The sequence below is a fragment of the Curtobacterium oceanosedimentum genome, assembly GCF_040545555.1.
GTDB lineage: Bacteria > Actinomycetota > Actinomycetes > Actinomycetales > Microbacteriaceae > Curtobacterium.
In genome coordinates, this window is record NZ_JBEPMD010000014.1 from 67,056 (window position 1) to 80,414 (window position 13,359).

Sequence of the window (13,359 nt, forward strand, 5' to 3'; positions counted from 1 at the left end):
GAGAAGGGGCGGACGGCCGTCGGCCGTCCGCCCTCGCAGGTCAGTGGTTGCTGTACGAGCTGACGCTGCTGAGCGTGCCGGCGCAGCTACCCGCGCTCGACACACAGCCGACGGTTCCGGCGCTGCTCGCACCGGGGGCGACTGCCTGGGGCAGGTCCTCCACGGAGAGCTCTTCCACCGACACCAGATCGATTGCCTTGTCCATTTTTTCCCCTTTTTCAGATTGTTGTTGAATGGACACCGTTCCCCGCTCCCCCACATTCGCGAGGTCCGTGGACTCGAGGATCTTCGATGTCTGGAAAAGACGCTATCGACGCTTTCTCAATTGACGCAAGGATCGGACTCCGTGAATTCTCTGACAAACAATTGCCGCTTTTGTTGCACGCAGAACGGGCCGCTGGCGACGAGCGGCTGAGCGACGATCCGGTCCGCCTTTAACGCGGGAAGTACTGCGAAAGCTGCACGGAGCGCTCTCTTTCGCCGTGATCCGGGTCACATCGTCGGCAACCACTTACCGGAATCACAAGTGCTTGCTTGATGGAGAGGTCCGAGTAGCCGAAGCGCCAGAGCGACGAAGCTGCTGCCCGGAGTCGCTCGTCGGAGGACGTGATGCGGTCGAGCACCGCGAACACCATGTCGACGTGCGCCGGGGTGAACCCGTTCGCGGGCGAACCGCCGTCGTGGGCAGCCTCGAGCTCGACGTCCGTGCGGTTCCGCCGACCGTGCTGTTCCTGCCGTCGGTCGAAGCAGTCCATGCAGACCGCTCGCCGGGGTCCGATCACCGGACCGACGCGCAGGCTGCGCGCTTCGAGTTGCACGGGGATCCAGGTCTGTCCCGCGCCTCGGGTGGCTGCATCGAGGTGCTCCTCGGCAGCTCTGTCCCTGGCGGAGGTGACGAGGACGCGGGCTCGTGCTGCTGGCCAGTTCGTCGAGTCGAAGACGGCTCGACGGTCGGGTGACGTGGTGAAGGGGTCGGCACGCGCTCGCCCTCGGAGCGCAGCGAAGAACGTCCCGTCACCCATGAGGTGCGCTTGCAGCATCGGAGGTCCTGTCTCAGGCGAAGGGCTGGGGGTACGGGTTGAGGTCCCGTTCTCCGAGCACGGCCTGATCGAAGTGGGTCGGGACGTCGTAGAGCCGCGGATGGGCCAGGTACCTCGCGCGGTGAGCGAAGGACAACGGCATGAGCGTGGGGATGATGACCCGCACCACGGTCAGGTCGACCGCTCGGGCCTCCGGAGTGCTCAGGTCGACACTGAGCACCTCGCAGCCTGCATCGTGGAGTTTCCGCACGACGGCGTTCAGGGAGCTCTGCGGGTCACCGGCGTCGAGGTTCTGCAACTCGGAGAACCGCCGCGTCGGGCGGTCGTTCTCCAGGAGGAAGGAGAACTCGTCCGCGCGGTCCGGGTGCCCCATGAAGCGCGCACCGTCGGTGACACTGGTGAAGTCGTCGATCGAGTCGGGGACCGGACCGGCGTGCTCGAGCGCGATGCGGGAGGACGCGATCTCGCGGACGATCTTCACGATGGCTCGTGCAGGGTCCAGTTCGGTCGAGCACATCACCACGTGGCGCAGCGTCTCCGACGACGGGTCGGTGTCGACGCAGTAGACCGTGGGCACGCCGAGGTCCGTGGTCGCGTCGAAGAAGCGGTGGACGCGTCCGGTCGAGTTCGCCGCAGCCACAGCGGCCGTCACGGCCCGGGGCGCGTCAGCGAGGTCGATCTCGGGCAGTTGCAGCCTCTGCAGCCACGTGAGGGCGATCGAGTCCCGTTCGACGACTTCACACACGGCGTTCAGCAGTGCCTGCGCGGCATCCGTGTGGGCTGCGCACCCGGTGGAGATCGGGACGGTCAGGCGCTCGCTGGACGTGAGCGCCTCGAGGTGCATCCACACGAGTGTCGCCGGTACCCAGACGAGCTGCTGCCGCGCCGACGACCATGCCGTCGTCCACCGGACACGTTCTTCCGGATCGGCCTCGCGGACCGGACAGCGGACATCGGAGAGCTCGTGAGCGCTGCATCGAGGCAGGACGGTCAGGTCGACGGCCGAATCACCGAGTTCGCGGGGGCTGGCCCAGCGGAGCCGGTCCGGGGGCACGCAGCTGGAGTAGCGCTCGACCGCTTCCACGATCGCGATGGCGCGAGCGAGTCGTTCGTCGGTCCCGCCGCCGCTCCCGGCCAGCTCGATCCCCGCTTCCGACCCGGGCGCAACGCGGATGTTCTCCTGCAGGCGGTCCAGCGCGCCGAGCGTCGCCGTGTAGACAGCGAAGGGCTCTTCGTCGCCCGTGAGCTTCTGGACGGCATGGACGAGACCTCCCTCGTCGGACACCAGGTCGTCGAGCGCTCGCAACTCCGCGCTGAGCGGCTCGGCCGTGATCGTGTGTGATGCCATTGTTCCCCCCAATGGTTCCCCCCGATGGTTCCCCGACCTCGCTAGAGGTCGCCTTGATCCCACTTGAAGAGTCGCGCGGCGAGCAACGCCGCAGCGACTCCGACCCCGGCCATCATCAACCACAGCCAGTAGACGGGTACGAACGGATCCGTGCCGGCGATGTCCGCCCCGATGGCCTGCATGAACCACGTACTCGGGAACGCGTAGGTGATGTACCGGACCACGTCGGGGAAGATGTCGATCGGCAGCACCGTGCCCGAGGTGAGGATGACGATGACCGGAAGGAACCCGGTCACCTGCGTGATCACGTCAGGATGAGCGGACCTGCTCGCCAGGAGGTACGCGAAGGCGAAGAGCATCGCAAGCCCGAGGATGAGGGTGACGAAGAGTCGGAGGACGTTGAACGACTCGACGTAGCCCTGACTCGCAGCGACGAGGACGATGACGAGCGCTTCACCGATGCCGAGGGCGAACCGGATCGGACTCTGCGCGACGATGAAGGACAGCCGCTTCACCGGCGTCGTCCCGAGCAGTCTCAGGGTCCCCCGCTGCCGGAGCGTGACGAGCGGCACCGATGTGCCCATGAACGCGATCGCCATGAAACCGGTCACCAGGACGGTCGCGAGGTTGATCCGGAGGATGTCGGTCTCCGGCGCCCCTGAGGCGTCCGTCACGACGATCTTCGCGGACGGGACACCGGTCGAGTGGACGGCGGCGACGAGTTCCTTCCACGCGGGCTTGTCCTTGGCGGGGAGCACGATCTGCGCGCGGTCTCCGTCCACCGTGATCTCGGCCGTGGCGGAGCTGTCCGCGCGGACCGTGATGCCTCGCTCCTGCAGAGCGTCGACGACCTGAGCGCTGCGCGGGCCGTCTGCCACCGAGGCGACGGGAGCAGGGCGGCCTCCGTTGATGACGAAGTCGATCCCCGCCATCAGGATGAGGAAGAAGAAGAACATGAACATCAGGGCGATGACCGTCTTGATGTTGCGGAGCAGTTCGCGGGTGCTGAGCAACGTCAGCTGCTTGAACGCCTCGCGCGATCGAGATCGCGAGGCGGTTGCGGAGTCCGTGGTCACGAGCGGTTCCCTTCGGCCGTGGTGTCGCGCCGGCGTCGGTCGTCCGGGAGCTCGGCGAGTCGGAGGAAGATGTCCTCGAGGCTGCCCTGGCGGACGTTGAGTTCGCGGGCACGCAGGGCTCTCGCGAAGGTCACCCGGCGGATGAGTTCGTCGGGATCGTCGGTGGTCACTCGGACCCTCGTCCCGCCGGGCACGGGGTCGGATGTGAACGGTACTTCCAGCGCCGACGCCAGATCCGCGTCCGAGACCGTGGTCGCGACGGTGAAGGCCACGTCGCTCGTGCTCGCATGCTGCCGGACGAGCTCGTCCGGGCTGTCCAGCGCGGCCAGTCGGCCACCCACCATGATGGCCACCCTGTCGCAGACAGAGGTCGCCTCGTCCATGTGGTGCGTGGAGAGGATGATCGTCGTCCCACGATCCCGCAGTCCGTAGATCACCTTCCACAGCGCCTGTCGCGCCGCGGGGTCGAGCCCTGCCGACGGCTCGTCGAGGACGAGCACCTCGGGATCCGCGACCAACGCCACCCCCAGCAGGAGCCTTCGGGTCTGCCCGCCGGAGAGCGCCTTGGAACGTTCTGACGCTTGTTCCTGGAGACCGATCTCGGCCAGGACCTCCTCGAGGGCGCGGGGCTGCTCGTGGAACGACGAGAAGAGCTCGAGCGTCTCCCGGACGGTGAGTGTGTCGAAGAGGCTCGCCGATTGCGGCTGCACGGCGACGCGGCGGGTGATCTCGCCGCGGTCCCGCGACGGATCGAGTCCGAGGACCCGGACGGAACCGCCCGTCGGCCGTTGCAGCCCCACGATGCACTCGATCGTCGTCGTCTTACCGGCGCCGTTCGGTCCCAGGAAACCGAAGACTTCGCCTCTTCGGATTCCGAGCGACAGATCGCGGACCGCTTCGAATTCGTCGAACGACTTCGTGAAACCGTGGAGCTCGACGACTTCGTCGCCGGTTCCTCGCCCTGTGCCTGCTTCGCGTCGCATGTGCCCCTGATTCACCGCAGCGGATGACAGCTTCTCGGGTGAACGCAACGATGCGCCGACTAGCGGTCTGACCGCTAGCCCCCCAAGAACCCGGTCGCTCGTACGGTAGCGGAACTAATTGCGATCTCGCAACCCCTTGCTGCATTGCACCGCTCGGGCGAGGGCTGGTGGCCTGCGTCGGCAGGAATGCTTCACCGAACAATTCCGAGGGGAATACTGACGGCATTCCGGGGGACACGACGGGGGACGTTCAGGGCCGGAACGCGCGGACGAGGCAGTGTCACGGATCGACGCTGCCGACTCGGTGCGTGCCGCGCGCTGCTCGCGGAGTCATCCGCCGGAAACGAAGAGAACCCCGCCGAAGCGGGGTTCTCTGTGGCGGTACCGGTGGGATTTGAACCCACGGTGGAGTTGCCCCCACACATGTTTTCGAGACATGATCCTTCGGCCGCTCGGACACGGTACCGGGAGAGAGTTTACACGATCGCGGCAGTGCTCACGACCACCGCGGGTCGACTCCCCTGCACAGCCGACGTCGTCCCGCCCGTCGTCCACGGGTCGGTCTCGGCAGAGCCCGGCGGCAGCGAGCGCGCGTACGGTCTCCGGCATGAAGACCCGCACCCTCGTCGCCCTGCTCACCTCCGTCATCGGCGGGCTCGCCGTCGTGGGTGGCGGCGCGTTCGGCGCCCGCGCGGGGATCCGGGGGCAGCGAGCCGCTTCCCAGCGCGTGGTCGACATGCTGCCCGTCCACGCCGACTGGTGGCGCGAGCGCCTGCAGCACGAGGGTCAGCTGACGTACCTCGCGATCGGCGACTCCGCGGCGCAGGGCGTCGGCGCGACGGCTCCGGGGCGCGGGTACGTCGGACTCCTGGCTCGTCGCGTCCGGCACCGCTCGCGCATGTCGGTGCGCGTCGTGAACCTCAGCGTCTCGGGTGCGACGACGTGGGGTGCGAAGCACGACCAGCTCCCGAAGCTGCGGCAGTACTCGCCGGACATCTGCACGGTCTCGATCGGGGCGAACGACATCGCGGACTTCCACCCGGACAAGTTCGAACGGAACATCCGAGCGATCTACAGCGCCGTGCCGTCGCACGCGATCGTCGCCGAGCTGCCCTGCATGTTCGTGCCCGATCGGGAGCGCAAGGTCGCTGTGGCGAACGAGATCGTGCACCGCGTCGCCGCCGAGCTCGGACTGACGGTGGCGCCGCTCCACGTCATCACGAAGCGCGTCGGGCTCCGTCGGACCTTCTTCAACAGCTACGGCGACCTGTTCCACCCGAACGACCGCGGCTACGAGATCTGGGCGAGCGCGTTCGAGCCAGCAGTGGATGCGCGGGTCGACACGGTCGCAGCGATCCGGCACTACCTGTCCGCGCGAGAGGCCGAGGACCTCGGGCGTGAGGCCGGCGCCGTCGCGACTGCCCGTGCCGAACAGGACGTCGAGCACGCAGCCGAGCTCGACCACGGCGACCGCCCTGGCCGTGTGGAGCGGCTGCGCCAACGGATGACGGGCGGGATCCCGCTGCCGGAGCAGGCTCGCAGCCAGGACCAGACGCCCCAGCACGACCAGGACGACGCACGAGACGGGCATGCGCCACGGCACCGCGGTGTCGGCGGAGCGCTCTAGCCTCGAGCCATGGCGCGCACCCAGTCCCTCTACCGCTGCACCGAGTGCGGGTGGACCAGCATCAAGTGGGTCGGCCGCTGCGGTGAGTGCCAGGCGTGGGGCACGGTCGAGGACACGACGGCGGCCGCTGCGAGTTCGCGCGGCACGGCGGCGGTCTCGGTCGCCGGCACCAGGGTCGCCCGACCGATCACCGAGGCGCGTGGGACCGGGGTGCAGCGGTGGACGTCCGGCATCGGTGAGTTCGACCGCGTCCTCGGCGGTGGCATCGTCCCCGGGGCCGCCGTGCTGCTGTCGGGCGAGCCGGGCGTGGGCAAGTCGACGCTGCTGCTCGAGGTCGCCTCGCGAGCGGCAGCGACCGGCAAGCGCGTCCTCTACGTCAGCGCCGAGGAATCCGTTGACCAGGTCCGACTCCGCGCCGAGCGCACGAACGCCATGCACGACCAGCTCTACCTGGCGAGCGAGGTCGACCTCGGGGTCGTCCTCGGGCAGATCGACCAGGTGCAGCCCGACCTGGTGATCGCCGACTCCGTCCAGACGATCTCGTCGAGCACGGTGGACGGCATCGCCGGCGGCACGTCGCAGGTGCGCGAGGTCGCCTCCACCCTGATCCGGGTGGCGAAGGAGCGGTCACTCCCGGTCCTCATCGTCGGCCACGTCACGAAGGACGGCACGATCGCCGGTCCGCGACTGCTCGAGCACCTGGTCGACGTCGTGTGCCACTTCGAGGGCGACCGGCAGACCGCGCTCCGCTTCGTCCGCGCCCTCAAGAACCGCTTCGGCCCGACGGACGAGGTCGGCTGCTTCGACATGGCCGGCGACGGCATCCACGAGGTCCCCGACCCGAGCGGCCTCTTCATGTCGCGGAACGGCACCCCGGTGTCCGGCACGTGCGTGACGGTCGCGCTCGAAGGACGCCGCGCGCTCCCGGTCGAGGTGCAGGCGCTCGTCGTGCCGAGCTCGGCGCCGCAGCCGCGCCGCGTGGTGAACGGCGTCGACGCGTCACGCGTGGCGATGCTGCTCGCCGTGCTCGAACGCCGCGCCGGCCTGAAGCTCTCCGACGCGGACGTCTACGTCTCGACGGTCGGCGGGATGAAGCTCACCGAGCCGGGCGCCGACCTGGCGATCGCGCTGGCCCTGGCGAGCGCTGCACGCGACCGTCCGTACCCGCACACGCTCGCGGCGGTGGGCGAGATCAGCCTGGCGGGCGAGATCCGGCCGGCGACGGGCGCGAAGCAGCGGGCGAACGAGGCCTCGCGGCTCGGGTTCACGACCGTGCTCGGCGCGGATACCGAACACCTGCGCGAGGCGCTGCGCGTCGCGTTCTCGCTGACGCAGTCGGTCCGCGAACGCGAACTCGACCGCGCGTTCTGACCCACGACCACGAACCCGACCACCGGTGACGGTGCGCGGTACGGCGGAGGCGACCGGCGCCTCCAGGCCGGAGCAGCGAGCGAACGCCCGCCTGGATCGACGGCTACGCGCGGAGCGCGGCGAGCAGGTCCGACGGTGCAGCCTGCATGGTGTGGGGCCCCGCGATGTCGAAGAACACGCCCTCGAGCGAGTCGAGGTGTGCCGCCAGGAACTCCTCGAGCCGCGGCCCGTCGTAGACCATGACCTGCCGGATCTTCTCGTCCGGCACCATCGCCGTGTAGGCGTCGGCGGACGAGAAGAGCAGCAGGATGCGCTTGTCGGAGCCCTCGCGGCCGAAGACGCGGACCTGCATGTCCTTCTTGCCGGTGACGAGCCGGGGGACGATCACGATGTCGTTGCGCAGGGCGAACGCGACCGCGGCCACGTCCTGCTTCGCGAGGGCCTCCTCGAGCTGCTCGCTCCGGAAGCGCTGTTCCTTGTCTGCCATCGCCCCTAGTCCACCAGATCTTCCTGCGTCGGGCGACCGGACGTGGCTGCGGGGACGCGGTCGTCCTCGACACCGAGGCCGGCGACGGCGTTCGCGAAGCCGCGACGGTCGCGCGTCGCGAGGAGCCCGACCAGCGCAGCCACGACGAGCACCAGGGCCAGGAGCCCCGACAGGGGGAAGTCCACCGCGTTGCAGAACGCCCACCCGCCGGAACCGAGGGCCCAGCGGACGACACGCCGTCCCCCTCCCGGCCGCGGGACCGGCCGCAACCGCACCACGTGCTCACCGAGGGTGCGTCCCGAGGCGAGGACGATCGCCAGTTGCCCCACCGGGGCGAGGAGCGCACAGACGGTGAGCAGCGCGACCGCGGGCGTCGACCGCTCGTCGACCTCGAGCAGGGCCAGCGTGATCGCGGTGCCCGAGGTCAGCAGACCACCGGTGAACACGATCGCGAGCAGGTCGGCGACCATCCCGAACGCTCGACGGAGCAGCGTCACCGGGCGGGGCGACGATGCGTCCGTCGTCCGGTCCGAGCCGGCGAGCAGCGCCACCAGCGGGGCCGCCAGGGTGCCGAGCAGCGCTCCCGCGGTGTTCGCCATCAGGTCGTCGACGTCGAACAGCCGGTACGCGCACGGGTAGAGGAACCAGTCACCGGTCAACTGTGTGCACTCGACGAGGAGCGAGACACCGAAACCCACGACGGTGCCGAGCAGGAGCCCGGCGAGCCAGCGCCGGCGCAGGACCGCATGCCGGACGAGCGCGCCGAGCGGTATGAAGAGGATGACGTTGAACAGCACCTGCGCCGCGGCCGGGTTGGCGAGCAACGACCGGGGACCCGTCAGGCCGCCCTCCTTCGCGATGTCCTGCAGGAACGTGAACGGCACGAGCTGGGGCGACGGATCAGGGCAGAGCGCCGAGACGTCGTCGGGCAGGGGCAGGAGCGTGTAGGAGACGAGCGCGAGCGCGTAGACCAGGGTGCCGAACGCGAGCAGGCTCCGGCGGAACCCGAACGCCCCGTGACGGCGGTACTGCAGCGCCACCCAGGGCACCAGTGCCGCGACCGCGAGGGCGGTCCCGACGACGAAGGCGATCACTCCCGGCAGCACGGTCCCCATGACCGCGAGCGTAACGAAACCCTCGATCGTCCACAGAAGTGGGCGCTGCCTCTTCCATTGCGGCCGCAGCACGGTAGGTTGGTACCAACCGCTCCGGCGGGAGTCCATCGTTCTTCCGGTGCTCTGCACCTTCGAGCGCCATCGGTCACTGATCTTCCCAGGTCGCCTGGCCCCGAACCCGTCCCACCGGCCCATGCCCGCGGGACGCACTGATCTGACGACAACCGTCGGTGGATCGGCGGCAGCAAGAGCCGTCTCGCAAGACAGGCAACGATCGTGGCCTGGCAAGAAAGTTAAGGAAACGCCATCATGGCAACTGGCACCGTCAAGTGGTTCAACAACGAAAAGGGCTTCGGCTTCATCGCTCCGGACGACGGCAGCGCCGACGTCTTCGCGCACTTCTCCGCGATCGCTGGCAACGGCTACAAGTCGCTCGAGGAGAACCAGAAGGTGGAGTTCGAGATCACCGAGGGCCGCAAGGGCCCGCAGGCCGAGAACATCTCGGTCATCGGCTGACCTCAGCTGCTCGGAACGGGCTCGTCGTCTTCGGACGGCGAGCCCGTTCGCATGTCCGGGCCGTGCCGCTCGCGGTCGACGCCGGGAGCGGAAACGCCGCTTCCGGACAGGTCGCTAGACAATCTAGCGATGTGACGTACCGTTGACGCATGACTTCCACGCACCACGGACCGGAAGACAGCGCGCGGCCGTTCGACATGCAGACGTTCCTCGACGACTTCATGACCGGACTCGAACCGGGACCGGGCGAGGAACAGGCGTAGCAGCGGACCCGAGGGCGGACCGCACTGCCGCCCCGACCGCTACTCGCTGCGGACGCCGTCCGACCAGATGGTGTCGCCAGCGGGCTCGAACAGCCCGCGCTTGGCGCGCTTCCGCAGCCCCTTGAGCGTCGCGATCCTCACCGGCTCCACGCCGCGATCGCGCTCGTAGGCCGACTCCTGCACGATTCCCTGATCCGACACTCTGTCAGCATGACGCAGAGTGGACCGGTCCCACAGGGGAGTGCGGTGGACGGATGACCGCCGGGCGCGCCACGCCGCTCAGCGGAACGCCCTCAGTTCAACACGAACTGCGCCGACTCCTTCGATTCCAGGTCCCCCACGGCCACCTGCAGGTGGTAGCTCGCGCCACCACCGGGAACGGACGGCCGCGCGCTGTCGCACGTGGTGGTCGACGAGCGCGTGCGGTCCCAGGCGATCGCCGGGGTGGTGAGCTGCTGCCCGGCCTTGATCGTGACGTCCTGGTTCGTTCCACCGGTCTGGCAGTCCTTCGACGACCAGTACTGCTCCTCGCCGGAGCTGATCGTCAGTGCCTGCTGCGCCGAACCGAGGTCCATGTGGCACGCGTCGGAGCCGGTGTTCTTGATCGACATCGCGATCTGGGGGTCCTCGGTCGGCCCGTAGGTGCTCTTGTCGACGACCGGCGTGAGCGCGATCTGGTCCTTCGAGCAGGTCTCCGCGTCGCCGGATGCCGCAGCAGGCGCCGAAGCGGATGCTGACGGGGCTGGCGAGGACCCGTCACCAGCGGGAGCAGAGGCAGCATCGGACGCGGCCTCGGCCCCACCACCGGTGGACGCCGACGGGGAGGCCCCCGGCGCGGACGCCGACGACGCCCCGCTCCCCCGACCGACCACGATCAGCACGACCACCACGACGACGAGCAGCAGCACGCCGGCGACGAGCGCGCGACGACGCCAGTAGACACGGGACGACTCGGGTCCGACGGGGTGGCGGAACGACGACATGCGCACAGGGTAGGGCGAACCCTCCGCTGCGCGGCGGAGCGACGCCGCGCCACCCCCGAAAGCGTCAGACGATCCCCAGCTGACCCGCGGTCAGACAGTCCCCAGCTGACCGGCGGTCAGACGATCCCCAGCTGACCCGCGGTCAGAGGATCTTCAGCATGCGGGTGTTGCCGAGCGTGTTCGGCTTCACACGGGCGAGGTCGAGGAACTCCGCGACCCCCTCGTCCGACGACCGCACGAGTTCGGCGTACACGTCGGGCGGTACGACCTGCTCGCCGATCTCCAGGTACCCGTGCTTCGCGAAGAACTCGACCTCGAACGTCAGGCAGAAGATGCGCGCGACGCCGAGTTCGCGGGCATCGTGCTCGAGCGCCTCGAGCATCCGGTGCCCGACCCGCTTGTGGATCCAGTCGGCGTCGAGCGCGAGGGTACGGACCTCGGCGATGTCGTCCCAGAACACGGCGAGGGCGCCGCAGCCGATCGGTACGCCGTCGGGCCCCTCGGCGATCCGGAACTGCTGGATCGAGCCGTACAACGCGACGTTCTCCTTGCCGAGCAGGATGCGCCGGTCGACGTACGGCGCGATGAGTCGCTGGATGTGCGGCACGTCCGAGGCCAGGGCCGGACGCACCCGGATGCCGTGCTCGTCCCGCTCGTCGAACGCGTGCTTGCCGTGACCAGTCATCCCGTCGAGCATACGGCGCAGCAGGGGGACACCGCCCCTGGAGGGCCTCCAGCCGGACCGGCCTAGCGTCGGTCACGAACACGAAGCGTCACGAACACGAAGCGTCACGAAGACGACGAGCCCGAACACGAACAGCACGACGAACGAAGGAGCGACCATGCCCCAGATCATCGAGACCGTCGACGTCAACGTCCCCGTCCGCCAGGCCTACGACCAGTGGACCCGGTTCGAGGAGTTCCCCCACTTCCTCGACGAGGTCGAGAAGATCGTCCAGGTCGACGACAAGACCACCGACTGGACCGTCAAGGTCGCCGGTCAGGAGCGCGAGTTCCGCGCCGTCATCACCGAGCAGCACCCGGACGAGCGCGTCGCGTGGACCGTCAAGGACGGCGACGTCGAGCACGCCGGCGTGGTCACGTTCCACAAGCTGTCGGACGCCGAGACCCGGGTCACCGCGCAGATAGACTGGGAGCCGACCGGCCTCCTCGAGAAGCTCGGCTCCGCCGTCGGTGTCGGCGGTCACGCCGTCAAGAAGGACCTCCAGAACTACAAGGAGCGCGTCGAGAACGCCCCGACCGAGCCGGGCTGGCGCGGCGACGTCCAGGCCTAGGACACAGAACACGCTCTGACGGGAGGCGCGGTGCCAGCTGGCACCGCGCCTTCCGTCCGTCCGTGCGCACCCGACGCACGCACACGTCGCGCTGGCAGGGTGGACACCATGCAGCTCGTCCGCACCGCCGTCACCGGCACCGTGATCGCCACCGCCGGGAGCGTCGCCCTCGGGGCCGCCGCCGCCCGCCGACTCCTCCGCCCCGCACCGTTCGTGCCACCGGAGTCCGAGCTGGTGTGGACCGACGAGCGAGACGTCCCGGGTGGGGAACCGGACGGCGTCGTCGGGCGCACCCACGTCGTGCACGTCCACGGGCAGTCGCTCGGCCCGCAGCAGGTCCTGCGCGGCCTGCGGGTCTGGCGGGAGCTCGGCGCCTCGAACCAGGTGGTGGACACCTCCGGGCTGCCGCTGCGCTCCCTCGACCCGGCGGCGGTCGACCGCGTCGCCGCCGCCGCACACGCCGCCCGAGCCCGTGGAGCCGAGCGAGTGGTGCTCCAGGGCTGGTCCGCCGGCGCCCTCGCCGCGTCGGCCGCCGCCGCACGCACGCCGGTCGACGGCATCGTCGGGGTCGCGCCGCTCCTCGACGTCCGGTCCGCGCTCCGCGGAGCCGTCACGACCGCACGCTTCCCCGCGGCCGTCGGCGTCGTCGCCGGACGCATCGCGAGCACGCCGGGCCTCAGCCGCCTCGCCGGCGTCCCCTACCCGCTGTCGGTCACGCGCTGGCAGGACGACCGCACCCCGACGCTCCTGCTGCACTCGACAGCCGACCCCCTGGTCGCAGCCGCCGACGTCGCGGCGCACCGCGCCCGAGGCGCGCGGGTCGAGACGTTCACGCACGCCCGGCACACGCTCGAGTGGAACGAGGACCCGGAGCGCTGGGAACGCGCCGTCCGCGAGTTCGCCGCGACCCTCGGCTGACGCGTGGCGGTCCGGAACGTGAAGTGGCCCCGGTCGGGGGGAGACCGGGGCCACTGACGTCCGACCCGTTGGGGGAACCAGCCGGACGTCGGTCGCGAGGTGTTGGGGGGAACCCTCGCACGAACAACGGTACCCCCCGCCCGGGGGTCGTGTCCGCCGCGCACGCCGGAACCCGCACATCGCTTCGTCACCACGAACGGACGGGAGGCGGGGGGGCCGCGGGGCCCCCCCCCCCCCCCCCGGGGGGGGGGGGGGGGGCGCCGGAGGCATCCATGGGGTGCACGCGCGGGCCCCCCCCCGGGGGGGAGGGGGGGCCCGGGGCCCGGGGGGGGCGGGT

General features: G+C 69.7%; 15 protein-coding genes and 1 tRNA gene. 5 read left to right on the plus strand and 11 right to left on the minus strand.

All coding sequences use genetic code 11. The features are described from left to right. Positions 1-40: 40 nt before the first annotated feature. The 6 genes from ABIC52_RS13845 to ABIC52_RS13870 form a co-directional block, all read right to left on the minus strand. Positions 41-205: a thiocillin family RiPP gene (locus tag ABIC52_RS13845; protein ID WP_209676017.1), complete on the minus strand. Its 165-nt coding sequence runs from the start codon at positions 203-205 to the stop codon at positions 41-43. A gap of 229 nt (positions 206-434) precedes the next feature. Beyond that, positions 435-1,040 carry a TOMM precursor leader peptide-binding protein gene (locus ABIC52_RS13850; RefSeq protein WP_354027609.1) on the minus strand — a complete coding sequence of 202 codons (606 nt, stop codon included), beginning with the start codon at positions 1,038-1,040 and terminating at the stop codon, positions 435-437. A gap of 13 nt (positions 1,041-1,053) precedes the next feature. Next, the gene (locus ABIC52_RS13855) at positions 1,054-2,388 is read right to left on the minus strand and encodes a YcaO-like family protein (protein ID WP_126890470.1); all 1,335 of its coding nucleotides are present in this window, start codon (positions 2,386-2,388) and stop codon (positions 1,054-1,056) included. A gap of 41 nt (positions 2,389-2,429) precedes the next feature. After that, positions 2,430-3,464: an ABC transporter permease gene (locus ABIC52_RS13860; RefSeq protein ID WP_250368213.1), complete on the minus strand. Its 1,035-nt coding sequence runs from the start codon at positions 3,462-3,464 to the stop codon at positions 2,430-2,432. After that, positions 3,461-4,495 (minus strand): ABC transporter ATP-binding protein, encoded by a 1,035-nt coding sequence (locus tag ABIC52_RS13865; RefSeq protein WP_354027610.1) that lies wholly within the window; start codon positions 4,493-4,495, stop codon positions 3,461-3,463. The genes ABIC52_RS13860 and ABIC52_RS13865 overlap by 4 nt, the downstream gene beginning before the upstream one ends. Before the next feature lie 328 nt (positions 4,496-4,823). Then, positions 4,824-4,913 (minus strand) — tRNA-Ser (locus ABIC52_RS13870). A 141-nt stretch (positions 4,914-5,054) separates the two neighbouring features. On the opposite strand from ABIC52_RS13870, the gene ABIC52_RS13875 reads away from it, so the two are divergent. Together ABIC52_RS13875 and radA are read left to right on the plus strand one after the other, a co-directional pair. Continuing rightward, a complete protein-coding gene (locus ABIC52_RS13875) occupies positions 5,055-6,074 on the plus strand; it encodes an SGNH/GDSL hydrolase family protein (protein WP_209824339.1) in 1,020 nt (339 codons plus the stop codon). 9 nt (positions 6,075-6,083) lie between these two features. After that, positions 6,084-7,445: a DNA repair protein RadA gene (radA, locus tag ABIC52_RS13880; RefSeq protein ID WP_354027611.1), complete on the plus strand. Its 1,362-nt coding sequence runs from the start codon at positions 6,084-6,086 to the stop codon at positions 7,443-7,445. A 103-nt stretch (positions 7,446-7,548) separates the two neighbouring features. On the opposite strand, the gene ABIC52_RS13885 is transcribed toward radA, so the two are convergent. Further along, positions 7,549-7,932, minus strand: coding sequence for an SseB family protein (locus ABIC52_RS13885; protein ID WP_126890465.1), 384 nt, complete (start codon positions 7,930-7,932; stop codon positions 7,549-7,551). Between the two features lie 5 nt (positions 7,933-7,937). After that, positions 7,938-9,047, minus strand: coding sequence for a VanZ family protein (locus ABIC52_RS13890; RefSeq protein ID WP_354027612.1), 1,110 nt, complete (start codon positions 9,045-9,047; stop codon positions 7,938-7,940). A 309-nt stretch (positions 9,048-9,356) separates the two neighbouring features. On the opposite strand from ABIC52_RS13890, the gene cspE reads away from it, so the two are divergent. Beyond that, entirely contained in the window at positions 9,357-9,563 is a 207-nt protein-coding gene (gene cspE / locus ABIC52_RS13895) for a transcription antiterminator/RNA stability regulator CspE (protein WP_022904520.1), read from the plus strand. Between the two features lie 302 nt (positions 9,564-9,865). Here cspE and ABIC52_RS13900 read toward each other — a convergent pair whose 3' ends face one another. From ABIC52_RS13900 to ABIC52_RS13910, 3 genes are all read right to left on the minus strand, one after another. Then, a complete protein-coding gene (locus ABIC52_RS13900; RefSeq protein WP_153257424.1) occupies positions 9,866-10,027 on the minus strand; it encodes a hypothetical protein in 162 nt (53 codons plus the stop codon). A 92-nt stretch (positions 10,028-10,119) separates the two neighbouring features. After that, a complete protein-coding gene (locus ABIC52_RS13905; RefSeq protein ID WP_354027613.1) occupies positions 10,120-10,809 on the minus strand; it encodes a hypothetical protein in 690 nt (229 codons plus the stop codon). A 142-nt stretch (positions 10,810-10,951) separates the two neighbouring features. Then, positions 10,952-11,494 (minus strand): amino-acid N-acetyltransferase, encoded by a 543-nt coding sequence (locus ABIC52_RS13910; protein WP_126890462.1) that lies wholly within the window; start codon positions 11,492-11,494, stop codon positions 10,952-10,954. Between the two features lie 157 nt (positions 11,495-11,651). On the opposite strand from ABIC52_RS13910, the gene ABIC52_RS13915 reads away from it, so the two are divergent. Together ABIC52_RS13915 and ABIC52_RS13920 are read left to right on the plus strand one after the other, a co-directional pair. Beyond that, positions 11,652-12,104 (plus strand): SRPBCC family protein, encoded by a 453-nt coding sequence (locus ABIC52_RS13915; RefSeq protein ID WP_126890461.1) that lies wholly within the window; start codon positions 11,652-11,654, stop codon positions 12,102-12,104. Positions 12,105-12,212: 108 nt separating this feature from the next. After that, positions 12,213-13,022: a hypothetical protein gene (locus ABIC52_RS13920; protein WP_354027614.1), complete on the plus strand. Its 810-nt coding sequence runs from the start codon at positions 12,213-12,215 to the stop codon at positions 13,020-13,022. Positions 13,023-13,359 lie beyond the last annotated feature (337 nt).